This is a genomic window from Amycolatopsis sp. CA-230715, assembly GCF_018736145.1.
In the GTDB taxonomy this organism is placed as follows: Bacteria; Actinomycetota; Actinomycetes; order Mycobacteriales; family Pseudonocardiaceae; genus Amycolatopsis.
Window position 1 is genome coordinate 3,755,449 of the sequence record NZ_CP059997.1, and the last position, 24,643, is coordinate 3,780,091.

Here is a 24,643-nt window from a genome sequence, read left to right on the forward strand (position 1 = left end):
CAAGGTAATGTTGAAATCGGGGGCTCCCCTAGGCGTACGAAAGGGCATTCTCGTACACCTGGGGGCTTCGAAAGCCGGGGCCCGTCCAGCTCGCTCACGTGATCGTGTAGTGGCCCAGCCAGGATTCGCGCCACGCGACGGTCAGTTCGCTCAGCCCGGTGATGTTCGACATCGCCAGCTCCGAGCGCCACGCTTCCTCCAGCGCGACGCACAGTTCGGACACCGGTGCTTCCGTGCCGTTGCTGCCGAACTGCGCCAGCACCGGCCTCGGCACCGCGAGCTTTCCCTTGCCCCGCACCACCGACTGCTCGGTCGCGCGGCACACCAGGTACTCCGTCGAGGCAACCTCGCTCAGCGGGCGCGGCGGCACTCCGGCCAGCGCCACCGAGGGCACCACGCGTTCCAGCGCGCGGTACAGGCATTCGATCGGGCCAGCCAGCCCGTCGGCTTTCCGGGCGATCTGCCACGAAAACCACAGGCCGACCCAGTCGAACGCGCTGGGGCGGCGGTAGTCGAACGCCGGGCCGACGAAGGTCTGGTAGTCGCTCGCCGGATCCGTCTGTCTCGGCTGGCCCCGGTCGCGCCGATCGGCGCGGAGCCCGAGCCTGCCGAAGAGATCGCGCAGGAACTCGCGCGGCCTCGCCTGCGCCGAGTTTTCCGTCGACAGCTTCAGCAGGATCTTGTTGACCCGCTCCGCCGACACGTCCGCCACGGCGTCGTCAATGGACAGTTGCAAGTGGACGAACGCGACGTCGGCGAGCGAGGTGCCCGAGCAGCTCACCACGCCGACACCGGGATACCGCCGCAGGAACCGGACGATCGCGTGCGTCGACCCGACGCGGGCTGGCCCGGCGCAGGTCACCGGCAGGCAGGTGGTGACGGTGGCGCTGTCCTCGGGCGGGATCGTCCGCGTCTTCGCCGGGCGGCACACCTCGAACCAGTTGCCAGGCCGGTGCGCGGGCCGGGTGTCGGCGATCCAGAACCCGTAGCCGCGTTCGTCGCACAGCTGGCGGATGCGGTCGGACAGCAGGAACCGCCGCTCCGCCGACGAATCGTTCAACGCGATCGAAAAGCGGATCGCGGGCGCCGAGCACACCGACGGCAGTTCCTTGCGGGTCCGCAGGTCGTGGTTGCGGGTCTTCACGCTCGGCGGGAGCTGGGCGGGGCACTGCAGGGTCAGCAGCGGCGCGCCGGCCAAGTTCGCGGCGGCCTCGGACACCGCCTGCATCAGGTTCCGCACCGATTTTCCGTGCCATTTGGTCAGTTCCGACGGTTCGAGGTCGATCGCGATGAGGCCTTCGAAGGTACGGGCGGATTCGTAGATGAAGGTGGGGTTCGGCCACGCGGTCTGGTGGAAGATCCAGCCGCCGTCATCCTGTTCCGGGCGCGCGGGCCGGTTCTGCCCGTCGCGTTGTTCGAGCGCGGCGACGCTCTCCACCGGGTTGCGCGTGTGCGTGCCGATCGCCACGCCACCGCCGTTCGCGCCGGAGGACAGCGTTTCCAGGAACACCGCGTCCGCCTCGCCGCGCTCCTGCCCGAGCCTGGCGAGCTGGCGCAGATACCCCGCCCGGTCCGCGATGTGGTGCACTTCGAAGTCCACTTTGGTCAGTGGCTGGCGCGCGATCTCGAAGCCCGCGCGGGCGAGATCGGCGACGTTGCGGGTCGGCAGGCGCCGGTTCATCGCGTTCCCCTCGTCGAATCGAAGCACACGTTCACCGGCAGCAGGCCCTTGCCGCGGTCCTGGCCGTTGCCAGCCCACCGCGGCACGCCGATCCGGTTCAACGGGATCGTCGACTCGTGCCACGCCCGCTGCCGCAGCAGCAGGAGCGCGGCGAGCACCGGCAGCACCACGGCGATGGTCAGGAACACCTGCACCACCTCGCCCCTGCTGGAGGTCGCGATCGTGGCCGCGAACGCGGCAGCGCCCACAATGGACAGTTGCCCGAAGACCAGTGGCAGCGTGCGCAGGTAGGAGGCGACCGACCGTCTCGGCGTCACCGCGAGCCGGGAGTAGAGAAATCCCGGCACCAGCAACAACATCGTGATCACCGACTGTCCATCCGAGACATGCCCGAGCTTCTGCGTCGCCGCGCGCCCGTACAGCCACGGGCTGCCCACCAGCAGCCAGCCCAGCGCGTAGGAGATCGCCGCCACCGCGATGGCGTACAGCATCACGTTGCGGGGCCCCGATTCCGTCGAGTCCTTGAGCACCAGGCCCGCCTTCACCCGCACCTGGTCGCCGCGCACGTCACCGGTGCCCGAGCGGCGCCAGTACGCCTGCGCCTCGTTATCGGGGAACCTGCCGACCAGCACCAGATCGTCGCCGAGCTGGCAGTCGATGATCTCCTCGGCCGCGGCGCGCAGGTTCTCCGTGGTCACCGACGGATGCCGCAGCAGGGCGTTGTCCACGTCGTTCGTCTGGACGCGCACGCCCTCGCCGGTCACGGCCGCGCTCACGAGCTGCCCGCACGCCGGCATCTCGTCCATCGCCACCGCCACCCCGGACTGGTCCGCCTCCCACCGGCGGCGGCGCATCAGCTCGGCCAGCGTCCGCAACACCGTCTGCACCTGCAGTTCCAGCAGTTTGCGCAGGCTCGGCTCGGCAGGCGACGCTTCGAGCTTCGCGGCGATCGACTTCAGGTCCGCGGCGATGTTCTCGGTCTGCAGGTGATCGGCGTCGGTGGACAGGAACATGCGCGCCACGTCCACCTCGGGCGCGGTGCCCACCACCAGATGGTACGACTTGAGCGTCGCCGGGATCGAGGTCTCGTACTGCGCGAAGTAGCCGCGGTGCCCGGCGCGCAGCCGCTTCCACTGCTCGGTCAGCCTCGGGAACCGGGTCTGCGGGATTTCGTTGACGTGCAACGGGGTTTCGTAACGCAGCCGGTGTTCGTCCACAGTGTCGTCCACGCCGACCACCAGCAGGTAGTCGCGCACCGCCGCGGTCAGCAGCTCCGCGTATTCGACGAGCAGGTGGCCGTAGTCGTCGAGGATCTTCAGCGCCATGTCCCGGCACTGCTTGCCGTACCCGGGAACCGTGCCCTCCGACGGCGGGAGCGTGAACGGCTCCGCCGGGTGGTCCCGCTCGGTCAGCAGCGTGACGAGCGACCGCTGCACCAGCCAGCGCGGCTCGTGCCAGCGGAAGAGGAACCCGCTGAGATCCTGCTTCGGCGACTGCGCGTGCTCGTCGCTGGCCAGGATGCCGCGCAGCAGCCGGTAGAGACCGGACGCGACCAGCCGCGAGGTTTCGAGCTGGCTCAGCCGAGGCAGCTTCTCCCCCGACGCGCCGTAGACGTCCACCGCCGACACGTCGCGGCGCGGCAGCCGCGCGATCGGCACCCACAACGTGCTGCCGCTGTCGCGTTCACCGTGCTCCTTGCCGATGAGGCCCTGCAGCCCGGCCGTGGCGTCGCGCTGACCCTCGTCGAGCAGGCGCAACGAGACGTCGACCTCGGTCACCCGCCGTGCGGCTCCGTGCTCGACGAGGGTGAGCCGCTCGGTGAGCCTGCGCACGTGGTTGAGCCGCAGCGACGCGTCCAGTAGCGCCAAGCCGACCGCGGCGCCGTGGTGGGAGAGCCGCGGTGGCGCACCAGGAATGGGCACCGTCATGATCGCGTGCCGCAGGCTCTCCATACCGTCCACTCGCCGCTCCTTCGCAGGCTTGAGCGGCCCCGCGCAGGTCAGCGGCCACTCGAGTTCCGTTCACGGACGTCCGGCTTCCCCGATGCGGCGATGCCCCCTCGGCGATGCCCCGGAACAGGCTAGCGATGGGCTGGACGGGCGAGTCGTCATTTGGCAAATCGATGCCGGTTCTTGAGCAAAGCGACCAGGAATCTCAGCCGCGGTGGCGAATCCGAAAGCGACCGGGTTCCGCCGCGTCGCGCTCGGCGACCTGGACCGGCGCCCAGGTCCATTGCCGGACGCCGATGCCAGGCGCGCGCGAGAACCGGATTCGCCCGCGGGTTCCTTCGACCTCGACGTGCGCCCAGGATTCGGCGATACGAGCCCGGTCCGCGCCGTGCGAACGCAGTATGGAGGCGAGGACGGTGATCGTGTCATAGCCCTCGAACGCGACGAAGGAGGGCACTCCACCCAACCGTTCGCGAAGTGCGTTCTCGACGCGTGCGCCGACCGGCTCGAGGATCTCGGGCAGATAGCGCAGAAACGGGATCCCCGCACCCCATTCGCCGAACTCCGGTTGCCCGGCGGGGGCGCCGATCATGGTCCCGGCCAGGCGCGGGTCCTGGCGGACCGACCGGACGAGGGACAGCGCCGGGTCCGGATGGCCGACGAGAAGCAGGAGCGCTGTCGCACGAGTGCCGACGAGTTCGTCACACACGACCGCGGGCTCGCCCAGCTCGAGTTCGATGACGGTGCCGCCGCGCGGCGCGAGGTGCTCCCGCAGGATTCGCGTCCCGGACGCCCAGTAGACGCTCGGCTGGGCCGCGACCGCGATCCGGCGGTGGCCCGCGCCGAGGAGGAAGTCCGCGTAGATCCGCCAGCCGTGGGACTGCGCCGGGGCGAGGCGCGCGACCCACTCCGTCGGCTGGTCGGTGAGCGCGTCGAGCACCGCCGACGAGCAGAGGAACGGCAGGCCGAGAACGTCGGCCCTGGTGGCGGCGGCGCGAGCGACCACGCTGTGGTACTCCCCCGCCAAGGCGGCCACGCCGAGCCGGGCCAGTTCGTCGACGGCCGCCACGGCCCGCCGCGGATCGGCCGCGGTGTCCCGGACCACCAGCTCCAGTGGCCGTCCGGCGATCCCGCCGGTGTCGTTGACCTCCGACGCGGCCAGTTCGAGCCCGGCGAGCAGGTTCCGGCCCGCCTCGACCCAGCCGGGCTTGGTCAGCGGAACGAGCGCGCCGATCCGGACCGGATCGGAGGATGACGTACTCACGCAACGCGTGCGGGGATCGAACCCGCGCCTCCGGGCCGAGAACCCGGTGTCCGTACCGCTGGACCGACGCGCCTGGACCGCCGACCTTCTCAGGCCTGAATCGGAAAACCGGCGGCATCGCGCATGAGATCAGACGGCGTCGGCGCGGTTCAAGCGCTTTTCCCGCGCCGCGGCCAATCCGTCCAAAATGACCTTGACACCGAGTTCGAACAGATCTTCGTCGGAAAGCCTGCCGAACGCGGGGGCCACAGTGGACAGACAGGGGTAGTCGGCGAGCCGGTCGGTGAACGCCTTGGTCTCCGCGGGATCCGGCTCGCCGTCGGCGACGGAGGTGAGCACGTGCGCGGCGAGCAGGCGGGAGATGCCCGCGGTCTCGTCGGCGGAAAACCCGGCGCCGAGCAGGATCCGGACCGTGGTCTCGACATGCCCGAGCCGGTTCGGTCCCACCGGCGGCCGTTCCCGCAGCAGCGTGGCGGCGTCCCGGTGGGTGAGAACGAGCGCGCGGAACTGGCGGAGCCCGCTCGCGAGCTGCTCGCGCCACGGTGCGCTCTCGTCGATGTCGAAGGCGTCCGCGCAGATCGCCTCCGCCACCAGGTCCAGCAGCTCGGCCTTGTTCTTCACGTGCCAGTACAGCGTCGGCGACTGGACTCCGAGCTTCGCGGCCAGCCTGCGCGTGCTCAGCTCGGCGAGGCCGACCTCGTCCAGCAGTTCGACGGCGGCTTCGGTGATGCGGTGCTGGTCGAGCCGGGGCTTGCGGCCTTCCATCCGCCCGACCCTACTCGTCACGCGGCGCGCACGGCGATCCCGGGATAGTCCAGCACGAGACCCGATTCGTCGTAGCTGAGGCGGGTCTCGAAGTCGAACGCGGGCGCGCGGTAGTCGTAGCCGAGCCCGTCGGCGCGGTAGGTCTGCGCGAGCGATGTCACACCCAGGTCCAGCGCGCGGACGTAGGCGGCGGGAGCTTCGGCCGACGCGCCGTCGGCGAGGCCGAGGCGGTGCACCGGCAGCGCGTTCGTCACCGCGGAGGATTCCAGGTCCACGTCGAGGCAGCCGTCGAGCTCCGGCGCGGGCACGCCGTCGACGGTCCAGCGGCCTTTCCCGTCCGCTTCGAGCATCCGCGTCTCGGACTGGCCTTTGGCGCGCCCGCGAACGTGCGCTCGCCGCGTCGCCCAGTTCGCGTCGACGGTGATCACGTAGTCGACGATCCAGGTCTGCCCGTCCTCGACCGCCGTGGTGCACCCCTTGAAGCGCCAGCCCTCGTCGAGCGGGTGGAAGTAGACGACTTCGAAACCGTCGCGAAGACCCTGGTGCCGCCACGCCGCGGTGGGCGGAAGAGAAGAGAACCCCATGCGGGGAGGCTTCCAGAACGATGTCGTCCTAACAAGACTGGCTGTTAAGCTCGGCGGGTGACGGAAAAACTGGGACTGCGCGAGCGCAAGAAGTTGCGCACGCGGGAAACGGTGGCGGGCGTCGCGCTGCGGATGTTCCTGGACTCCGGTTTCGACAACGTCTCGGTCGCCGAGATCGCCGAAGCGGCGGACGTGTCGAAGATGACGGTCTTCAACTACTTCCCCGCCAAGGAAGACCTCGTCATGCACCACATCGCCGACCACGCCGATGAATACGCGCGCGTGATCACCGACAGGCCGGCGAAACAGGCCCCGCTCGAAGCGTTGCGCGAGCACTTCCTCGCCGCGCTCGCCGCGCACGACCCGAGCACGGGCCTCTCCGACAGCGAGCAGTTCCTCGCCTTCACCAAGATGGTGTTCGCCACGCCCACGCTCCTCATGCGGGTAAGCGCGCAGTCCACGAACCAGGAAGCGACCCTGACCGCCGCTTTCGCCGAAGCACTGGGCACCGCCGAGGACGACATCGTGCCCTACCTCGCCGCGCGCCAGGTGGTGGCGACCCTGCAGGCACTGGGCTGGCGCAACACCGAGCGCATGCTCGCCGGCGAGCGCGCGGCGGACGTGCACGAAACCGCCGCCGCCGAAGCGGACGCCGCCTTCGACCTCCTCGCCCGCGGCCTCGTCCACACCGGACTGGCGAAGCGCCGCCGCTAACCAATGGGTTGAAGCACACGACAACACAACGTCGCAAGACAGTTGAAGATAAACGAAGGCCCCCGTCCGTCGACAGGGGCCTCCTACTGTAGGCGTTTCGTTAGAAAGTTTTCCTCTAAGATCAGCGAAGATGGACGCATGAAAGGTATTCGACGGCGCGATGCGACGTTGAAAAACTGGTGTCAGTCGAAGTTAAGGCACTTCGCTGAAATCGACCCATGGGGTTGCCCTGAGATTACAACCCATAAGATGTCGGAACCAACCTCACCCCGGCCTAAGAGCAAGATCACACGACACTTATCCTAACAATACTCCTCTTTCCAGCACATTAAGAGCCAGAACAAGAGTTCAGTCCATCAACCACTATACCTAAACGAGCAATTGTGCATTTAAATATAATATGAACTATGAATATGAACTTAAAAGAATTGAAGAACTGTTACTTCATTGCTATCAACATTCTTCCTAGTGAGAACCTGACCACCATTGCTCCAGACTTCTTCTAAGTAAGCATACACTTGAAGTGCACGGTTAATGGTATCCGTCTTGCTGTCGCCGGTCAATCCAGTCGCCTTTTCGAGAGCGCGTGATGCACGAGGGGCAAGATTCACGGTTACTCGTTCAAGACCTCCACCACCTCCTCCTTTATTTTCCGGAGGTTGCTTGACAGTGCCAGAATCCGCACCGGCTCGCTCGGCAATATCATCCTGCACCACTCCACGACGACTCATATCCGCTACCTTTCATTGACGGAATCGACGACTTCCCCAGAGTCATCGAACTCCTTGAGAATTCACCCTCCCGACAAGACGCCCCGATCATCTATCACGAAAGGGATGGACCGCCCGGAAAGCAACCTCGATAACTTTGCCGCAGTCAGCAAAGAAAGGCGCTCGACGCCTGGGTGCCCGTCGACCATGCACCAGGCTGATCGCTTCCACTCGATGGACACTCAAGTCCTAGCTTGCCTGTTATTCGATTATCAGTCAGTATCGACCACCACGAAGATCAACTTGCGACGCCAGCTTCGCCTCGTTGACTTCTCAGTAGCTACATCTAACGTCCTACACCCGTCACTTGTCAAGTCAAAATACAGTCAAAACCTGCACTGTAGCTGTGATTCAACACTGACTGATAGCTGACATGACTACATCCTAACTTGCTACCACTGCCCCATACGGGTTGGACTATCGCACACCGTCAGTAATCGAGCACTCTACGCGTTCCGTTGGACACTGTGCGTAGCCGACAGCAAGGGAAGGCGGCCGGAGAAGCGACACCGAGCGCACGCAGGGGTGCCGATCACGCCTGCGCAATCTTCTAGCTATCCGCGATCATAAAGGCAAAACCAGCTGAACAAGTGACTTACATGAGTCTTATTCATGTCCTGAATCGCATACGTCCCGGTCTTGAAAGTCGACCAGTACGCCATGGCCCACCCCTGGCGATCACACTCGGACGAAGCGAGCTCATCGCCGATGCACGGCACGTCAGATAAAAACAGTACGCGCGTTATTCAGTCTTCTTGCATCACACGTACGGTTCTCGACTGGTTCTTGCGCATACGGGTGGTAAGCTCCGCTCAGGCCGGCGACGAGGTGTTCCCGCTTGGCCAACATGTTTCGAGAGCAGGGCGGATGACGATGGGTCGGCCTGCTCGTTCAATGATTCAGAAGGAAAGGCAGGACACCAACCATGGCGGCTGATGAGGTGGCCAAACGAACGGAACTGAACGGGCTTCCCTCAGACCGTGGGACGCATGCGTGCCCACGCGAAGGCGAACGGTTCAAGATCGATGCGGCTGGCGAGCTCGCCATGGGCGGTCCGCACGGTGTCAGGGGGCGGGTACAGCTGACGGCAGAAGCTCCCGCGGAAGGCAAGTTCGGTAGCTCCGTGGGGGCGGCAATGCGAGTAATGATCGCTGCGGTAACAGGTGTTGCGGTAGCTGCGGTTCTCGCCATCGCCGCGGCTCCTGGCTGGGTGATCGGTCTCGCCAGCGTCTCGACCATCCTTGTCGTTGTGCTGGCATTGTTCTTGCTAAACCCGCGTGAGAAGTAGCAATCCGACTCCTCCTCGGCATTGGCGGCGGGGCCAGCCCAAACGGCAGCTCCCCCGTCAATCTTTTCCGTCAACCCGTTGCTATCGCTGCAGCGATCATGCTGCACTGAGCTTGCCACTAGCGATCGACACTTCAGCGAGATTTGCGACAGTGGTTCGATATCTGCACGTGTGGACCGCACGAATTATCGGGCTCGATGACCTCAGAAGCCAGCACATGAGCTGAGCGCGAAATAGGAGACTAGCCTTCGCACGCCCGCGCCCCCGTTCACCAGCGCCCAGCCGATCTCCGCATACGAATCAGTGACGCAAACCTTCTGACAAACTTGTTCGGCCCGAGTGGAGAGACACGTTCTGATCCCCAAAAGGACCAGTCACTGCTCGGCCCTGCGTAGTCACGACTTCGCAATGGGGTCTAATCTTGTACTCGGCACAATTTTATGTCAAGGTTGTCCCGTAGTTGCGACAGAACTGGGGGCAAGCTGGTGATCAACGGACAGTCCGGCGGCGGCACCGGAGAAGAACTCGTTTTCCTGCACGGCGGCTCGGGTAGCTGGGAGCTGGGCACGGAGCTGTTCGAGCAGCTACCACCGGAAGTGCGCTGGTGGGGCGTCGACCTGCCGGGCCACGGCGACTCCTCGTGGACAGGGCGCTACGCCCTCGAAGACGCCGCCGACGAAATCGCCGCGTGGGCGAGCGCGAACCTCACCAGCCCTGCCTGGTGGTACGGCCATTCCTACGGCGGACAGGTCGCGGTGGCCCTGGCGGGCAGGCATCCCGAGCTGGCGCGGGGGCTCGTCATCGGGGACACGCCGCTGGCGCTGCCCAGCATGCTGGCGCTGTTCGAGCGCACCGGCGACCGCATGCGCACCTGGCGGAACTGGTGCGGCCGCCCGGAACCGGAACTGCTGGCACTGCTCGGCAACGAGCCCGCCGGCGACCGGACCATGGCCGAAATGCTCGGCCACGACCACCCCTACCTGCGGCGGATGGCGGCCGCACTGCACCGGCACGACCCCGCTTTCCTCGACGCGACCGCCGACCACACCCGCGAGACCTACCGCGGCCTCGACCACATCGCGACCTGGCTGAGCCGAGTGCGCGGCCCGGTCACACTGCTGCGGGCGGACCCGGCCGTGTTCGCCCTGTCGGACGACACCGACGCGGCACTCGTTCGCGAACACGCCCGCGACGGCCACGTCCGGACGCTGCCGGGTGCCGGACACGGGCTGCAGAACTTCGCCCCGAAACTCGTCGCGGATACCCTCGCCGAACTGATTCGGTGAGGGGAGTTTCGTGACGCAGCAACGTACTTGGCTGGACGTGCCGTTTCCGGAAAAGGACGAGGCGAAGGCGCTCGGCGCGCGGTGGGATCCCGCGGCGAAGCGCTGGTACGCGCCGAGGCCGGGGATGGCGGGGCTGGCGCGGTGGGCGGCGCGCCCGGATGTGCCCGATCTGTTGCCGGGTGAGGATCGCGCGTTCGGGTCGGGCCTGTTCGTCGATCTCGTCCCGAGTTCGTGCTGGTTCACCAACGTGCGCTACTGCGTTTCGGTCCAGGACTGGGAACGGCTGCGCCGGATGCTGGTCGCCCGCGCCCGGCAGCGCTGCGAGATCTGCGGGCGCGGCGAGGACCGTGACACGCAACGCTGGTTGGAGGCGCACGAACGCTGGTCGTACGACCGGCCCACGCGAACCCAGACGCTGCGGCGGTTGATCCTGCTGTGCGGCGACTGCCACCGCACCACCCACTACGGCCTCGCCCAAGTCCGCGGGCAGGAAGCGGCCGCGTTCGACCACCTGCGAGCGGTGACCGGCCTGAACGCGGCCGCTGCGCACGAACACGTCCGGGAGGCGTTCGCCGTGTGGCGGCGGCGGTCGCGGCTCTCGTGGTCGCTGGACCTGACGATGCTCACCGACGCGGGCATCACCCTCGCCACGCCACCCGAAGCGGACCGGCGCGGCGGTATCGCCGAGCAGGAACTCCGTCGCTAAGTTCACCCGCCGCGACGCACCCATTGCCGGACAGCGGTGGAACGCAGGATCGCAAAACAGGCCAGCACGCAGACCACGACGACGCCGACGCCGGTCCAGGCCAACCCGGCGCCCCACAACGGTCCCAGCGAAACGCCCTCGTCGTAGTGCGGGCGGGCGGCCTCCGGCACCGTCGCGGCGAACTTGTCCACCAGCTGCTGGATCCGCTGCTGCTCGGCAGCGGACACCCCGTCCGCGCCGAGATCCTTGGCGAGCCCGGCCACCTGGTCGTTCTGCTCGTCGGTGAACCCGGGAAACCGCGCCCTGGCGTCCCCCGCCCCGACACCGTGCAGCGCGCAGGACAGGGCGTCACCGGTGGCCACGTCGAAGGCCTGCGCACCCGAGCCGCATTCGGCACCGGGATGGGAAAACTGGACGACATAGGTGTTGTCGGCCGCGCGCTGCTCCGCGAACCCGATCAAAATCGAGACAGCCGCGACCGCGCCCAGCCCGATGGCAACGACCACGGCGAGTGTCAGCAGCGAAATCCGCATCCCCGGATTGTCACCGCGCTCGTCCGGGATCGGTCCCCAGCAACCGGCTCGCCAGCGGTCAAGCCGATGCGTACTCGTCCCGATCGACCGCGCTGATCGACACGATCTCTTCGTGATCACCAAACCCGGCGACCACGCGCAATCTTCCGCCCAGAGCAGCGATGTAGCGCTGCAGGGTTTCGACCTCCATCTGGGCGGGGTCACCCTTTTCGATGGCACTCACGCGCGGTTGCTTGACCCCCATGCGTTCAGCGACCTGCGTCTGGCTCAGCCCTACGCGTTCGCGCAATTCGCTCAACCGGTACCCAAGTACGTATGCGTGAGTACGCGCACTGGCTTCGGACCGCGCCGCCTGCAGGTCACGGTCAGCTTCCTGATCGATCTCGCGCTTTCGCGCCTTTACGTCCTTCCAATCAGCCATCGTCGACCTCCGCTGCGGCGGTATGCGCCTCGTATCGTTCTTCAGCTAGTGGTATCGCTTTTCGATACCATTTTTCCCACTGCCCTTCCTTGTTTCCCGCGACAAGGAGGGCCGCGCAGCGTCGAGGATCGAACACGAAAAGTATGCGAACCTCCGATGTCCCCGTCGACGCTGGCCGAAGTTCCTTCATGTTGTGGATGCGCGAGCCCTTGATGCGGTCCGCCAGCGGCCTTCCGAGCGAAGGCCCTTCCTCCGCGAGGAGATCGATTGCGTGTTCCACCAGATCCGCGCTGTCCGGATCCTCTTGAACCAACTCCAGGAACCAGGCGGTCACCTCGGGGTGCAGCTGGATCTCCCAGGCCATGATGCAACTATAACATCTAGGTTATAGTTTTGCCAGGCGTTCACCCAGTCCTAGCGAGGCCAGACAGCACGAAACCCCCTGTTGCCAGGGGGTTTCGTGGTCTTGCTGTCTCAACCAGACGCGCGCCCGAAGGGATTCGAACCCCTAACCTTCTGATCCGTAGTCAGATGCTCTATCCGTTGAGCTACGGGCGCAGTGTTCAGTTGTCGCCGATCGGGATCGGCGGTGGTGCTCGAGCGAGTCGAGCACCGGCGGAGGCTCCGGGATTTGAACCCGGGAGGGGGGTTACCCCCAACCGCATTAGCAGTGCGGCGCCATAGACCAGACTAGGCGAAGCCTCCCAGGCCCAACGACCACTGCCGAGACAGATTACACAGGGTCTTCCGGACCGGGCAAAGCACCCCCCTCGATCACCGGTGCAGCACCTTGAGCAGGCGCGGAGAGCGTCCGCCGAGGCCTTCGGCTTCGAAGACGGCGAGGCCGACCCTCGGCAGCTCGCGCACGCCGGGGTACACCAGGTAGCGCGGCAGCCAGCGTGGCTGGAACTTGGCGTTGAAGCGGTACAGGGTTTCGATCTGGATCCACTTCGAAAAGAAGCCGATGACGTTCGCGGTCAGGCGCGCGACCGGGCCCGCGCCGATGCGCCTGCCCTGTTCGAGCACGGCGCGGAAGGCGGCGAAGTTGAGCGAAACGTGACGAATCCCATGCTCGCGCGCCGCGATGAGCAGCTCCGAGATCATCAGCTCGTTCACGCCGTTGTCCGCGGAGCGGTCGCGGCGCATCACATCCAGCGAGAGCCCCTGCTCGCCCCACGGCACGAACTGGAGCAGGCCGCGCACGCGCCCGCCCTGCTCGGCGGTGACCAGCACCGAGCCGGTGTCCCCCATCCTCCCGAGCGCCATCGCGAAGCCGCGTTCGGTGTCGGTGCCGCGCCAGTTCGCCGCCAGCGCGGCCAGCTCGGACATCTCCTCGTGCGTCAGCTCCTCGGCCTTCCGCACGAGCACCTTGTACCCGGCGCGCTTCGTCCGCGAGACGGCCTGGCGGACGCCCCGCATGACGCGCCCGTCCAGGGTGAAGGCCTCGGTGTCGACGATCGCTTCGTCGCCGATTTCCAGTACGTCCAGGCCGAAGCGCGCCCACACCGTGGCGCCCAGTTCGGAGCAGCCCAGCACGGCGGGCACCCAGCCGTGCCGTCGGCAGACCTCCAGGTACTCCTCGATGGCTCCCGGCCACGCTTCGCTGTCGCCGAGGGGGTCGGCGGAGCACACCGCGACCCCGGCGATCGGCCGGAAGGTCAGCGCCGCCTTCCCCGAGCGCGAGAACACCGCGAACTTGTCGGGGCGCAGCGCGAAGTAGCCCAGCGAGTCCCGTTCGCCGTGCGCGTCGATCAGCTCGCGCAGCCGTTCGACGTCCTCCTCCGGCAGATTCGGGGTCGGCTCGGCGGAGCGCAGCAGGAAGTACGCGGCGACCAGGACCGCGCCGAGCCCGAACAGCAGGCCGACGGCCGCGGTCAGCGTGTCCAGCCAGTCCTGGTGGAACACCGCGGGCCCGCTCACCCCGGTGAGCGCGAGCGCGGAATGGGCCAGCTTGTCGCGGAACGACATCGGCTCGACGACCGAGTTCGACGACGCGGCCAGCAGCACGAAGTTGATCACCAGCCCGGCCAGCAGGAGCTGGACGAACACCCGTACCGCGCGCCAGCGGCCCGTCACCGGGTCGGGCAGCGCCACGAAGTGCCGCCGCGTGAGCAGCAGGGCCACCAGCAGGCCGACGGTGACGAATCCCGCGCCGGCGGAATGCTTGAGGCCGAGGTGCGACACCGAAAGCAGCACGCACGCGGCCACCGCGAGCTGCCACGCCCGCCGCTTGCGCCGCCGCAGGCCCGCCGCGAGCAGCACCAGCAGCACGCCGGTGACCAGCACCACCGCGGCCGCCGCCGTCGTCGCGTCCTGCGGCAGCTCCAGCCATTCGGCGACGTGGCCGCGCAGGCCCCGCCGCCCGGCGGGAACGAGCACCGAAACCACGGCCGCCAGGCCGGCCAGCCTGGTGACCCACGTGATGACCAGCACGGGCACCTTTCCGGTCAGTGCCCAGCGCAGCTCAGTCCTCGCCTCCCCGCTCACCTGTACTTCAGCAAGATCATCCGCCCCGCAATTCCCCTGTGTGACTATCCCGGCGGCGCCAGCTCGACGAACGGCGCCAATGAGGCGGGATTCGCCAGCGCGTCCCTGCTCACGGCCCGTTCGGGTGCTACCCCGGACAGGATCTTCTTAACCGGTACCTCACACTTTTTACCGTTGAGCGTGCGCGGAACCTCAGCCACCACCACGAACCGATCGGGTACGTGTCGTGGCGACAGCGCGCCGCGAAGCTCCCTCCGTAAGACGGGTTCGATCTCGTCGAGCGTTACGCCTTCGGCGAGCACGAGGAAGCACAGCAGCTCGCCGTCCGGGTTCGCCGCGCTGGAGGTATCGATGACCAGCGAATCCGCCACCTCGTCGTACCCCTCGACGACGCGGTAGAACTCCGCGGTGCCCATCCGGACCCCGCCCCGGTTCAACGTCGAGTCGCTGCGGCCGTAGATGACGGCGGAGCCCCGCGTGGTGATCTTGATCCAGTCGCCGTGCCGCCAGACACCGGGGAAGTCCTCGAAGTAGGCCTCCCGCAGCCGCGAACCGTCTTCGTCGTGCCAGAAGAACACCGGCATGGACGGCATCGGCGCGGTGATCACCAGCTCGCCGACCTCCTCGACGACCGGCTTCCCCGCTTCGTCGTACGACGCGGCAGCGGTGCCGAGGCTCCGGCAGGACAGCTCGCCGATCCACACCGGGACGTCCGGCGCCGAGCCGACGAACGCGGTGCACAGATCGGTGCCGCCGGACACCGAGCAGATCTGCACCGAGGCCCCGACCTCGTCGACGAGCCAGCGGAACCCCTCCTGGCTCAACGGGGAACCGGTCGAGCCGATCGCCCGCAGCGCGGTCAGGTCGTACTGGGCCGCGGGCCGCAGGTGCGCCTTGAGGCAGCTCTGGACGAACGGCGCCGACGTGCCGAAGTAGCTCACGCGGTGCTGTTCGGCGAGCTTCCACAGCACGCCGAGATCGGGGTGGCCGGGGCTGCCGTCGAACAGCACCACGGTGGTGCCGACGAGCAGGCCGGAGACGAGGAAGTTCCACATCATCCAGCCGGTGGTGGTGAACCAGAAGAACCGGTCGCCCGGCCCGAGGTCGTACTGCAGGCCGATCGCCTTGAGGTGCTCGGCGATGATGCCGCCGTGCCCGTGCACGATCCCCTTCGGCAGGCCCGTGGTGCCCGAGGAGTAGAGCACCCACAGCGGGTGATCGAACGGCACCGGCTCGAACGCCAGCTCGGCGCCGTCGTGCTTCGCGAGCGTCTCGTCCCAGTCCAGTGCGCCGTCGAACGTGCCGCCGCCGACGTAGTCGATCAGCAGCGTCGCCTCGACGGTTTCGATCTCCTCGGCCAGTTTCCGCACGGTCGGCCGCACGTCGAATGACCGTCCATTGTAGACGTAACCGTTGACGGCGACGAGCACCTTCGGCTCGATCTGGGCGAACCGGTCGGACACCGCGCGCACCCCGAAGTCCGGTGAGCACGAGGACCAGATCGCGCCGAGGCTCGCGGCGGCGAGGAACGCGACGAGGGTTTGCGGGCAGTTGGGCGCGAGCGCGACGACCCGATCCCCTTTGCCCACACCGAGTTCGGCCAGCGCGGCGCGCGCGGCCGCGACCCGCGCGCGCAGTTCGCCGTAGGTCACTTCGCCCGCCACCCCGTCTTCGCGGTGGAAGATCAGGGCCAGCTCGTCGTCGGCCTTCGCCGCGCCCGCGACATCGGATGTCAGCGCGTGCTCGGCGTAGTTCAAGGTGCCGCCGGGGAACCACTTCGCGCCCGGCATCGACCTGTCCGCGAGCACCTCGCTCGGCCGTTCGTGCCAGCGCACGCCGAAGAACTCGGTGACCGCGCCCCAGAACCCGTCGAGGTCTTCGGTCGAGAAGCGCCACAGCTCGTCGTATCCGTCGACCTTCACGTCGCGCTCGGTGGCGAGCCACGCGCGGAACGCTTCGATCCGGGTATCGGCAACGTGCTCGCGAGACGGCTTCCAGAGCACTTCGGGGATGTCACCAGATTCGGCCATGCGCTGACCCTAACCCGGTTACCGCAAGTGCGCGTCGAACCAGTTCAGCGTGCGCTGCCAGGCTTCCACGGCGGCTTCGGGATCCGCGTCGAACCGGTGGTTGGCCCCGGGGTAGCGCACCACGTTCGTCACCGCGCCGGAATGCGCCGCGGCCTCGCGCAGCTGCTCGACCTCTTCGCCGCCGATCTCGTCACCGGCGTCGCCATAGATGCCGAGCCACGGGCTGGTGAGCTTGCCCGCGATGTCGACGAGCACCGGAAGCTCGCCCGCGGCCTGGCCGCCGACGCTCACCGCGGCGCCGAGCCTGCGGTTGGAGGCCACCACGAGCGCGGCCGTGCCGCCGAGGTCGAAGCCGACCACGCCGAGCAGATCGGCCTGCACACCGTGGTCGACGAGCCAGGCGAGCGTGATGTCCGTCGCGCCGAGCACGTCGTCGCGGGTCAGGTTTTCGCCGGAGAAGTGCGGGGTGACGGCAAGCCAGCCCTCGGCGGCGAGGCTCGCGACGAGTAGCCGGACGCCATCGGTCACGCCGTTGCCCTCGTGCAGCACGACGAGACCACCACGAACCGAGCCATCGGGCTCGGCGTAGGTCAGGCGGATCGCGCGGCCGTCCGAACGCTCGTAGTCATCGGTGTGCGTCTGCGTCATGTACACACTCAACCACCGCGGAGTGAACAGGAGAAGGCGTTCGGCTCACGAAGGTTCACGACGAAAGTCACGGGCACGGGACTCGACAAAGCGTATACCTTTCAGGTGGCCTCACCCGGCCCCGATTGACGAGGAGCGCAGAGCATGTCCGTCACCACTCGACCCGATCTGGTGTCGCTGCCCGGGTACACGCCGGGACGCTCGATTCCTGGAGCGATCAAGCTCGCCAGCAACGAGGTTCCCGGCGGACCGCTGCCGAGTGTGCTGTCGGCCATCGCCGACGCGGCCGCTTCGGCGAACCGCTACCCGGACACCGGTGCGTGGGCGCTGGTGAACCGGCTTTCGGAGAAGCTCGGCGTGCCGACGGAGCGGATCGCGATCGGCTGCGGCTCGGTTTCGCTGTGCCAGCAACTCGCGCAGTCGCTGTGCGAACCCGGTGACGAAGTGCTTTTCGCGTGGCGTTCCTTCGAGGCGTACCCGATCACCACGCAGGTCGCGAACGCGCGCGTGGTCACGGTCCCGCTCGACGCGACGCACACGCACGACCTGGACGCGCTGCTCGCCGCGGTGACCCCGCGCACGAAGGTGCTCTACGTCTGCAATCCCAACAACCCGACCGGAACCGCCGTGCGCCGCGAAGCGTTGCGGGAGTTCCTGTCGAAGGTTCCGCCGCACGTGCTGGTGGTGCTCGACGAGGCGTACTTCGAGTTCGTGACCGACCCGGAAGTGCCGGACGGCCTGGAATTCGCGCGCGAGGTCGACAACGTGGCGGTGTTGCGGACTTTCTCGAAGGCGTACGGGCTCGCGGGCCTGCGCGTCGGTTACGCGGTCGCGCCCGAGCACGTCGTGGAAGCGCTGCGGAAGGTCTTCACCCCGTTCAGCGTGAACGCGGTCGCACAGGCGGCGGCGCTCGCTTCGCTGGACGCCGAAAGCGAGCTTTTGGCGCGCTGCACCGAAATCACGGCGGAACGCGACCGCGTGCGCGCGGCGTTGCTCGAAATGGGTTACGAGATCCCGGAAACCCAAGCGAACTTCGTGTGGTTCCCGCTCGGCGAGCGCACCACGGAGTTCTCGGAGTTCATGCTCGACCGGAAACTCGTCGTACGCCCCTTCGCGGGCGAAGGCGCGCGAGTGACGATCGGGACGCCCTCGGAGAACGACACGTTCCTCGACGCGGCTCGCGCTTTTCGCGACGCTTGACCAGGTGTCACGGCCGCGCCCGTTGGGATGATCCGGCCGTGGCGCTGTGTCTTTTGCCGTAGCGTCGGCCTACTTTTGGCCGCATGGTGCGGAAACGGAGTTCCTCGGCGCACAAGCGCGAGATCGGCGAAGCGCTGCGGGACGCCCGTGAGCGGGCGAACCTGACGGCGGCGCAGCTGGCCGGGCGGCTGGACTGCTCGGCCAGCAAGGTCTCGCGGATGGAAAGCGGTCACCGCGGTGTGGCCGAGCTGGACCTGACCATGTTCCTGGCGAACTGCGGCACGCCGAGGAAGGAGGTCGTGGAACTGCTGGAAGTGTTGCGGGAGAGCGATGACGGGTATCGGCTGCGGCCGCACCAGGAGCGGTTGCCGGACGAACTGAGATCGCTGATCGCGCAGGAGAACCTGGCGACCTCGATCATCGACTTCGAGCCTGGCGTGGTGCCAGGGTTGCTGCAGATCGAAGACTACGCGCGAGCTGTCTTCCAATGGGCTGGCCTCTTCGATGAACCCGGGATCGAGCTGCGAGTGCGAGCGCGGATGGCACGGCAACAACTCCTTCGAAGGCGGGATGCTCCCGGGTTCACGTTCTACCTGCCGGAGCAAGTGTTGCGAGCGCAGGTGGTCCCCGTGGAGTTCTTGCACGACCAGGTCATGCACCTCTTGCGGATCAGCTCCTTCGACCGCTGCACGATCCGGGTCATACCGGAAAACGCCTGCCCCGGCGGTGTTCTCGGTGGCGCGTTCCGGCTGTTGCGGTTCGCCGAACATCGCCCGGTGGTCTATGTGGAGAACCAAACCACGAGCCTGTTCTTGGAGAAGCCCGAAGACCTTGATGTGTACCGCCAGCGACTCTCAAGGGTGGCTGGCTTCGCGCTGGATGGAGGAGAATCCCGCGAGTGGCTTGCCAGGTTGGCAAGTGAATACCACCGCGCGAAGGATGGCTCCTGTGAACGACCACGGACTGATCTGGCGTAAGAGCAGCTACAGCGGCGGCGGCAACGGGAACTGCGTCGAAGTGGCGTTGGTGTGGCACAAGAGCAGCTACAGCGGCGGCGACAACGGCGACTGCGTCGAGGTCTCGACACACGTCACCGGCACCGCGATCCGCGACTCCAAGGCCCCCGCCTCCGGCCAGCTCGCCGCCTCCGCCCCCGCCTGGCGCGCCCTCCTCACCACCCTGCGCTGACCCGCATCACGATGCCCCGAAAGTGACCCTCAGGGCATCTACCGCCCCGAAAGCCACCTTCGGGGCACCGCGGCCGCCCGATAAAGAACTCAGCGCAGGGTCAGCTGCACGACGGCGGCGATGCCGACGATCACGATGACCGCGCGCAGCGCCTTGGCCGGGAGCTTCCGGCCGATCTTCGCGCCGAGCACCCCGCCGAGCGTCGAGCCGAGCGCGAGCAGGCCGACGACCGCCCAGTTCACCGGCGCGGTGAACGCGTAGATCGTCCCGGCGACCAGGTTCACCACCGCCGAGAGCACGTTCTTGATGCCGTTGAGCTGCTGCAGCGATTCGCTGAGCAGCATGCCCATCACGGCAACCAGCATGACGCCCTGCGCGGCGGTGAAGTAGCCGCCGTAGATGCCGATCAGGAAGATCAGGAACATCAGCAGCGGGCCGCCGTGCGACTTCGGTGTCCCGTTCGCCTCGCGCCGCTTCGTCACCCAGCCGCCGACCTTCGGCTGCACGATCACCAGCACCACGGCGAGCCCCACCAGCACCGGCACGATCGCTTCGAAGGCGTCCTTGGGCAGGGACAGCAGCAGGATGGTGCCGCCGATCGCGCCGAGGAACGAGGCGACCGCGTACCTGGCTATCCGAGGCCACAGCCCGACCAGCTCGTGCCGGTACCCGTAGGCCCCGGTGACCGTGCCCGGCGTCAGCCCGATCGCGTTGGAGGTGGTCGCGGTGACCGGCGGGTAGCCGAGCGCCACCAGCACCGGGAAGGTCACCAGGGTGCCCGATCCCACCACCGCGTTGATGGTGCCCGCCCACACCCCGGCCAGCCCGATCACCACCGCATGCCACCACGTCACGCTGCGAACCTTAAGCACTGTGGACATCCCACACGTAGCGGGTGTGGTTGGACAGACACTGTTCGGCCGGAGTCCGTTTGGCGCCGGGCGGATCGGGTATTCCCCGCGAAGGAGGTGCGAGATGCCCCAGCAAGCATGGAACGACAAGCGCGAACGGCAGTACGAGCACATCAAGTCGTCGCAGAAGGACCGCGGTGCCGGCGAGGGCAGGGCCGAGGAGATCGCCGCGCGGACGGTCAACAAGAACCGCGCGCGCGGCGGCGAGTCCGATCGGGCCAGCAAGACCTCGATCAAGGACAAGTCCCCGCAGCAGCGCGGCGGTGAGCGCTCCGGCAACCGGAAGGGCCCCGGCGGGCCGACGAAGGAGCAGCTCTACAACGACGCCAAGAAGCGCGGGATCAGCGGGCGGTCCACGATGACCAAAAAGGAACTCCAGAAGGCGCTGGGACGCTGAACGCGAGGTTGACGTGGCAGATGGAACCGAAAACGGCTCGACCGAGATAGAGCTTCGGCTCCCGGCGGACCTCGCACAGCTCCCGATCATCCGAGGCCTCGCGTCGACCATCTCGACGCGTGAGGACTTCGACCTCGACGCCATCGCGGATCTCCGGCTCGCCGTGGACGAAGCGGCCTCGACGCTGATCACGAGGGCGGCGCCGGGATCCACGATGATCTGCACCTTCGCACTGGAAGGAGACGAACTGCGCTTCACCGGCCGCGTACTCACGCACGAGCAGGAGGCGCCGAGCACCGGCACGTTCGGCTGGCGCGTCCTGGCCACGCTCACCGACTCCGCCACCGGCTGGGTCTCCGGGAACGGGCAGGGCAACCTCCTGCACATCCAGCTCGCCAAGCGGAAGCCGGTGGCGCGGACGTGAGCGAAGCCGGAACGCGGTATCCCACGTCGTCGCACGAGTACGAACACCTGCGACCGCTGTTCGCCGAACTCGCGTCGCTGGCAGAAGAAGACCCGCGCCGCGCGGAGGTCCGCGACAAGCTGGTCACCGGGCACCTGCCGCTCGCGGAGCACATCGCGCAGCGGTTCTCCGGCCGCGGGGTCGCGAAGGAGGACCTGGTCCAGGTCGGCACGGTCGGCCTGATCAACGCCGTCGACCGGTTCGACGCCTCCCGTGGCGCGGACTTCCTGTCCTTCGCGGTACCGACCGTGATGGGCGAGGTGCGCAGGCACTTCCGCGACACCGGGTGGCTGGTGCGCGTCCCCCGCAGGCTCAAGGAACTGCACCTTTCCCTGTCGAACGCGAGCACGAAGCTGTCCCAGCAGCTCGGCAGGGCGCCGACGCCGAGCGAACTCGCCGAGCATCTCGGGGTCACGAAGGACGACGTCTACGAAGGGCTCGAAGCGGGCAACGCCTACAACTCGGCCTCGTTGGACGAGGTGCTCACGTCCGATTCGGACAGTGCCGCGCTCGGCGACCTGCTCGGCGAGGACGACGCCGGGCTGATCGGGGTGGAGAACAGCGGCGCGCTGGAGCCGCTGGTCGCGGCACTGCCCGAACGCGAACGGCGGATACTCGCGCTGCGGTTCGTGCACAACCTCACGCAGACCCAGATCGCCGAACGGATCGGGGTCTCGCAGATGCACGTGTCGCGGTTGCTCGCCAGGAGCCTCACCGCGCTCCGCGAAGGTCTGTCCGAAGAGGACTTGCCGAACTAGACGGTTGATTCCGTGAAGGTTGGGAAGTCCCTGAAGGATGCTCCTGTAGATGCGCCAAGGGTGGCTCTCAGCGACTCCGGTGCCGCGAACTACGCTCTGGTAAGGACTTCTGCTGTCTGGACCGGAATCTGCCTGGTGCCCCGAAGGTGGCTTTCGGGGACTTGAGCGCCCCGAAGGCCACCTTCACGGCATGTGCCTCGCGGTGGTCGAGCGTGCGAGGGGTGGATCTGTGTCGTCTAGCGCCCCGAAGGCCACCTTCGGGGCATCAGCAGCCCCGCCCGCACACCCGCGAGGGCCGAGAAAGTGAACCCAAGTCCCCGAAGGTGGCCTTCAGGGCAGGCGAGGTCCGCTATCAGCTAGATCTCCTTCAGCATTCCACCGTCTATCACGAAATCGGACCCGCTGATGTTCGGCGCCTTCCGCGAGGCGAGGAACACCACCAGCGCGGCCACTTCGGACGGTTCGGTCATGTCCCCTGTGGACAGTCCGGTCAGTTCGGGGATCCGCTCGACGAACTCGGCCAGCGTCAGGCCCGCCCGGCGCGCCAGCTCCTCGCCGTTGCTGCCCGGTTCGGTCCACACCGTCGTCCGGACCGGGCCTGGCGAGATGGTGTTGACGCGCACGCCCCGCGCGCCGTACTCCTCGGCGAGCGATTTGCCGAGGCTCGCCAGCGCCGCCTTGGCCGCCGAGTAGGTGACCAGGTGTGGCAGCGCCAGCCGCGAGTTCACCGAGCCGATGTTCACCACGCTGCCGCGGCGCTCGATGAGGCCCGGCAGCGCGGCACGGGTGGCGCGGACCGCGCTCATCAGCGTGAGGTCGAGCGCGTGGCGCCAGCCGTCGTCGGTGACCGAGAGGAAGTCGTCGGCGGGCGCGGCACCGCCGACGTTGTTGACCAGCAGGTCGATGCCGCCCAGCTCGGCGACGGCGTGCTCGACGAGCCGCTCGTTGCCTTCCGCCGTGGTCAGGTCCACCGGCAGCGCGAGCGGCGTCAGCGCCTTCAGCTCCTCCGACACCGTGCGCGCGCCCGCGACGACGCGGTACCCCTCGTCGACCAGCGCTTCCACCACCGCCAGGCCGATTCCCCTGCTCGCACCCGTGACGATCGCGTTCTGGGTGTTCATTTTTTGACTCCTGACACTAGCTAACGTCTTTACTGGTGTCAGCGTATAGTAAAACCGTTAGGTGGTGTCGCCATGACTTGGGAAAAGGACCGTCCAGCGGCGGCGGAGTTCCATCGCGTGCCCGCGCCGCTCGTGCCCGTGTTCGATTTCGTCAACACGCTCGACGCGCGCTCGTTCGGCGGCCGGAGCACGAGCGACGACCTGGCGGACTGGCTCGGCGAGCACACCGAGGACGAGGCGGCGCTCGCCGTGCGCCTGCGCACCGCGCTGCGCCAGTTGACCGAGGCGAACCGGGACGGAACCACGAAGAACCCCGCCGGTTTCGCCGCGCTCGCCGCCGAACTCCCGCTCGAAGCCCGTGTCCGCGGGCTCGCACCGGTGGACGGCGGCTGCCGAGGACGCCTGGAAGAACTGCTGGCCAGCGTCGTGATCGCGACAGCGGACGGCTCGTGGGCCCGAATGAAGACGTGCGGCGCGCCGGACTGCCAGTGGGTCTTCTACGACCATTCCAAACCCCGCAACGCGCGCTGGTGTTCGACCGCGGGCTGCGGCAACCGGATGAAGACCCGCGCTTACCGCGCGCGCGGCTGACCCCGAAGCGCTACACTTTTCACAAAGTTGTGAAAGTTTGTGCGAGGGGGCAGGACCCGATGGAGAAGGTGCACTTCACCGAAGAGAAGGCGACCATGCTCGCCACTCTGTACGGGCGCGCGGTGGACGCCAGGCTCGACCGCCCGATCCTCGGCGACCAGGCCGCGGCCGAGGCCGTCGACAAGATCGACTACGACTGGCGCAAGTTCGGGATGAAGACCGACGCGGCGCTGTCCGTCGCCGCGCGCGCGGCCGCGCTGGACGCCTGGACCAGGGAGTTCCTCGACGCGCACCCGACCGCGAACGTGCTCCACCTCGGCTGCGGCATGGACACGCGGGTGTACCGGATGGACCCGCCGCCGACGGTCCGCTGGTTCGACGTCGACTACCCGGAGACCGTCGAGCTGCGCGAGCGGATCTACCCCGCCCGCGACGGCTACCGGATGATCGGCAGCTCCGTGACCGAGCTCGGCTGGCTCGACGAGATCCCCGCCGACCGGCCGACGCTCGTCGTCGCCGAGGGCCTGACCATGTACCTCGACCCGGAGAAGGGCCGCGCGCTGCTGCGGGCGCTGGTCGAGCGCTTCCCGTCCGGCGAAATGGTCTTCGACGCGTTCAGCCGCGGGGCGATCGCGGTCCAGAAGATCAACACGCCGGTCCGCCGCTCCGGCGCGACGCTGCACTGGGGCCTGGCAGGCCCGGCCGAGCTGGAAGCGCTCGGGCTGACCGTCGTCGACGCGAAGAGCGCGATGGACCTCGTGACGCCGGAGTCGATCGACCGGTTCACGCCCGTCGCGAGGTGGTCGCTGAAGGTGCTGAGCAAGATCGCTTTCCTGCGCAACATGAGCCACCTGGTCCGCTGCCGGTTTTGAGCGCGCCCGCGCGCGG

The 24,643-nt window shown here is 67.5% G+C and carries 26 protein-coding genes and 3 tRNA genes; 12 read left to right on the forward strand and 17 right to left on the reverse strand.

From position 1 onward, the window contains the following. Window positions 1–94: 94 nt before the first annotated feature. The 6 genes from HUW46_RS17610 to HUW46_RS17635 form a co-directional block, all read right to left on the reverse strand. Window positions 95–1,681 (reverse strand): hypothetical protein, encoded by a 1,587-nt coding sequence (locus HUW46_RS17610; RefSeq protein WP_215548301.1) that lies wholly within the window; start codon window positions 1,679–1,681, stop codon window positions 95–97. Next, window positions 1,678–3,633, reverse strand: a complete 1,956-nt coding sequence (locus tag HUW46_RS17615) for a hypothetical protein (RefSeq protein ID WP_254126620.1) — start codon at window positions 3,631–3,633, stop codon at window positions 1,678–1,680. The genes HUW46_RS17610 and HUW46_RS17615 overlap by 4 nt, the downstream gene beginning before the upstream one ends. 202 nt (window positions 3,634–3,835) lie before the next feature. Next, the gene (locus HUW46_RS17620) at window positions 3,836–4,894 is read right to left on the reverse strand and encodes an ABC transporter substrate-binding protein (RefSeq protein WP_254126281.1); all 1,059 of its coding nucleotides are present in this window, start codon (window positions 4,892–4,894) and stop codon (window positions 3,836–3,838) included. A 1-nt stretch (window position 4,895) separates the two neighbouring features. Further along, window positions 4,896–4,967: transfer RNA gene (locus HUW46_RS17625), tRNA-Glu, on the reverse strand. A gap of 56 nt (window positions 4,968–5,023) precedes the next feature. Beyond that, a complete protein-coding gene (locus HUW46_RS17630; RefSeq protein ID WP_215548303.1) occupies window positions 5,024–5,659 on the reverse strand; it encodes a TetR/AcrR family transcriptional regulator C-terminal domain-containing protein in 636 nt (211 codons plus the stop codon). Between the two features lie 17 nt (window positions 5,660–5,676). After that, the gene (locus HUW46_RS17635) at window positions 5,677–6,243 is read right to left on the reverse strand and encodes a putative glycolipid-binding domain-containing protein (RefSeq protein WP_215548304.1); all 567 of its coding nucleotides are present in this window, start codon (window positions 6,241–6,243) and stop codon (window positions 5,677–5,679) included. Window positions 6,244–6,300: 57 nt separating this feature from the next. Here HUW46_RS17635 and HUW46_RS17640 point away from each other — a divergent pair, with 57 nt between their 5' ends. Continuing rightward, window positions 6,301–6,957: a TetR/AcrR family transcriptional regulator gene (locus tag HUW46_RS17640; RefSeq protein ID WP_215548305.1), complete on the forward strand. Its 657-nt coding sequence runs from the start codon at window positions 6,301–6,303 to the stop codon at window positions 6,955–6,957. A 419-nt stretch (window positions 6,958–7,376) separates the two neighbouring features. On the opposite strand, the gene HUW46_RS48355 is transcribed toward HUW46_RS17640, so the two are convergent. After that, window positions 7,377–7,688 (reverse strand): hypothetical protein, encoded by a 312-nt coding sequence (locus HUW46_RS48355; RefSeq protein WP_254126283.1) that lies wholly within the window; start codon window positions 7,686–7,688, stop codon window positions 7,377–7,379. A 964-nt stretch (window positions 7,689–8,652) separates the two neighbouring features. Here HUW46_RS48355 and HUW46_RS17650 point away from each other — a divergent pair. The 3 genes from HUW46_RS17650 to HUW46_RS17660 all read left to right on the forward strand — a co-directional run bounded on the left by HUW46_RS17650 (window position 8,653) and on the right by HUW46_RS17660 (window position 11,007). Beyond that, window positions 8,653–9,015: a hypothetical protein gene (locus HUW46_RS17650; RefSeq protein ID WP_215548306.1), complete on the forward strand. Its 363-nt coding sequence runs from the start codon at window positions 8,653–8,655 to the stop codon at window positions 9,013–9,015. Between the two features lie 485 nt (window positions 9,016–9,500). Further along, window positions 9,501–10,301: an alpha/beta fold hydrolase gene (locus HUW46_RS17655; RefSeq protein ID WP_215548307.1), complete on the forward strand. Its 801-nt coding sequence runs from the start codon at window positions 9,501–9,503 to the stop codon at window positions 10,299–10,301. 10 nt (window positions 10,302–10,311) lie between these two features. Next, the gene (locus HUW46_RS17660; protein ID WP_215548308.1) at window positions 10,312–11,007 is read left to right on the forward strand and encodes a DUF5710 domain-containing protein; all 696 of its coding nucleotides are present in this window, start codon (window positions 10,312–10,314) and stop codon (window positions 11,005–11,007) included. Window positions 11,008–11,009: 2 nt separating this feature from the next. Here the strand turns inward: HUW46_RS17660 and HUW46_RS17665 are convergent, their stop codons facing one another. From HUW46_RS17665 to HUW46_RS17700, 8 genes are all read right to left on the reverse strand, one after another. Further along, entirely contained in the window at window positions 11,010–11,540 is a 531-nt protein-coding gene (locus HUW46_RS17665; protein ID WP_215548309.1) for a hypothetical protein, read from the reverse strand. Between the two features lie 58 nt (window positions 11,541–11,598). Continuing rightward, window positions 11,599–11,961, reverse strand: a complete 363-nt coding sequence (locus HUW46_RS17670) for an XRE family transcriptional regulator (protein ID WP_215548310.1) — start codon at window positions 11,959–11,961, stop codon at window positions 11,599–11,601. Continuing rightward, window positions 11,954–12,325 carry a type II toxin-antitoxin system RelE/ParE family toxin gene (locus HUW46_RS17675; protein ID WP_215548311.1) on the reverse strand — a complete coding sequence of 124 codons (372 nt, stop codon included), beginning with the start codon at window positions 12,323–12,325 and terminating at the stop codon, window positions 11,954–11,956. The genes HUW46_RS17670 and HUW46_RS17675 overlap by 8 nt, the downstream gene beginning before the upstream one ends. 121 nt (window positions 12,326–12,446) lie before the next feature. Continuing rightward, window positions 12,447–12,519, reverse strand: a tRNA-Arg gene (locus HUW46_RS17680). Window positions 12,520–12,577: 58 nt separating this feature from the next. Then, window positions 12,578–12,666, reverse strand: a tRNA-Ser gene (locus HUW46_RS17685). Between the two features lie 69 nt (window positions 12,667–12,735). Then, a complete protein-coding gene (locus tag HUW46_RS17690; protein WP_442860980.1) occupies window positions 12,736–14,412 on the reverse strand; it encodes a phosphatidylglycerol lysyltransferase domain-containing protein in 1,677 nt (558 codons plus the stop codon). A gap of 80 nt (window positions 14,413–14,492) precedes the next feature. After that, a complete protein-coding gene (locus tag HUW46_RS17695) occupies window positions 14,493–16,478 on the reverse strand; it encodes an acetoacetate--CoA ligase (protein WP_215548313.1) in 1,986 nt (661 codons plus the stop codon). Window positions 16,479–16,496: 18 nt separating this feature from the next. Further along, entirely contained in the window at window positions 16,497–17,126 is a 630-nt protein-coding gene (locus tag HUW46_RS17700) for a dienelactone hydrolase family protein (RefSeq protein WP_215548314.1), read from the reverse strand. 144 nt (window positions 17,127–17,270) lie between these two features. Here HUW46_RS17700 and hisC point away from each other — a divergent pair, with 144 nt between their 5' ends. From hisC to HUW46_RS17715, 3 genes are all read left to right on the forward strand, one after another. After that, window positions 17,271–18,326 carry a histidinol-phosphate transaminase gene (gene hisC, locus HUW46_RS17705; protein WP_215548315.1) on the forward strand — a complete coding sequence of 352 codons (1,056 nt, stop codon included), beginning with the start codon at window positions 17,271–17,273 and terminating at the stop codon, window positions 18,324–18,326. Between the two features lie 83 nt (window positions 18,327–18,409). Next, on the forward strand, window positions 18,410–19,303 hold the full coding sequence (locus HUW46_RS17710; protein WP_215548316.1) for a helix-turn-helix domain-containing protein: 894 nt from the start codon (window positions 18,410–18,412) through the stop codon (window positions 19,301–19,303). Then, window positions 19,266–19,514 (forward strand): DUF397 domain-containing protein, encoded by a 249-nt coding sequence (locus HUW46_RS17715; RefSeq protein ID WP_215548317.1) that lies wholly within the window; start codon window positions 19,266–19,268, stop codon window positions 19,512–19,514. Before HUW46_RS17710 ends, HUW46_RS17715 begins: the two co-directional genes overlap by 38 nt. A gap of 89 nt (window positions 19,515–19,603) precedes the next feature. On the opposite strand, the gene HUW46_RS17720 is transcribed toward HUW46_RS17715, so the two are convergent. Beyond that, on the reverse strand, window positions 19,604–20,368 hold the full coding sequence (locus tag HUW46_RS17720; protein WP_215548318.1) for a sulfite exporter TauE/SafE family protein: 765 nt from the start codon (window positions 20,366–20,368) through the stop codon (window positions 19,604–19,606). Between the two features lie 121 nt (window positions 20,369–20,489). On the opposite strand from HUW46_RS17720, the gene HUW46_RS17725 reads away from it, so the two are divergent. From HUW46_RS17725 to HUW46_RS17735, 3 genes are read left to right on the forward strand one after another with little or no spacing between them, the layout of a single operon-like run. Continuing rightward, on the forward strand, window positions 20,490–20,822 hold the full coding sequence (locus tag HUW46_RS17725) for a plasmid stabilization protein (RefSeq protein ID WP_215548319.1): 333 nt from the start codon (window positions 20,490–20,492) through the stop codon (window positions 20,820–20,822). A gap of 13 nt (window positions 20,823–20,835) precedes the next feature. Further along, entirely contained in the window at window positions 20,836–21,246 is a 411-nt protein-coding gene (locus HUW46_RS17730) for an ATP-binding protein (protein ID WP_215548320.1), read from the forward strand. After that, window positions 21,243–22,043: a SigB/SigF/SigG family RNA polymerase sigma factor gene (locus HUW46_RS17735; protein ID WP_215548321.1), complete on the forward strand. Its 801-nt coding sequence runs from the start codon at window positions 21,243–21,245 to the stop codon at window positions 22,041–22,043. The genes HUW46_RS17730 and HUW46_RS17735 overlap by 4 nt, the downstream gene beginning before the upstream one ends. Window positions 22,044–22,399: 356 nt before the next feature. Here the strand turns inward: HUW46_RS17735 and HUW46_RS17740 are convergent, their stop codons facing one another. Beyond that, window positions 22,400–23,164 (reverse strand): SDR family NAD(P)-dependent oxidoreductase, encoded by a 765-nt coding sequence (locus HUW46_RS17740; protein ID WP_215548322.1) that lies wholly within the window; start codon window positions 23,162–23,164, stop codon window positions 22,400–22,402. A 72-nt stretch (window positions 23,165–23,236) separates the two neighbouring features. On the opposite strand from HUW46_RS17740, the gene HUW46_RS17745 reads away from it, so the two are divergent. Both HUW46_RS17745 and HUW46_RS17750 read left to right on the forward strand, forming a co-directional pair. Next, on the forward strand, window positions 23,237–23,755 hold the full coding sequence (locus HUW46_RS17745) for a CGNR zinc finger domain-containing protein (RefSeq protein ID WP_215548323.1): 519 nt from the start codon (window positions 23,237–23,239) through the stop codon (window positions 23,753–23,755). Between the two features lie 59 nt (window positions 23,756–23,814). Beyond that, window positions 23,815–24,627: a class I SAM-dependent methyltransferase gene (locus tag HUW46_RS17750; protein ID WP_215548324.1), complete on the forward strand. Its 813-nt coding sequence runs from the start codon at window positions 23,815–23,817 to the stop codon at window positions 24,625–24,627. Window positions 24,628–24,643: the final 16 nt, after the last annotated feature.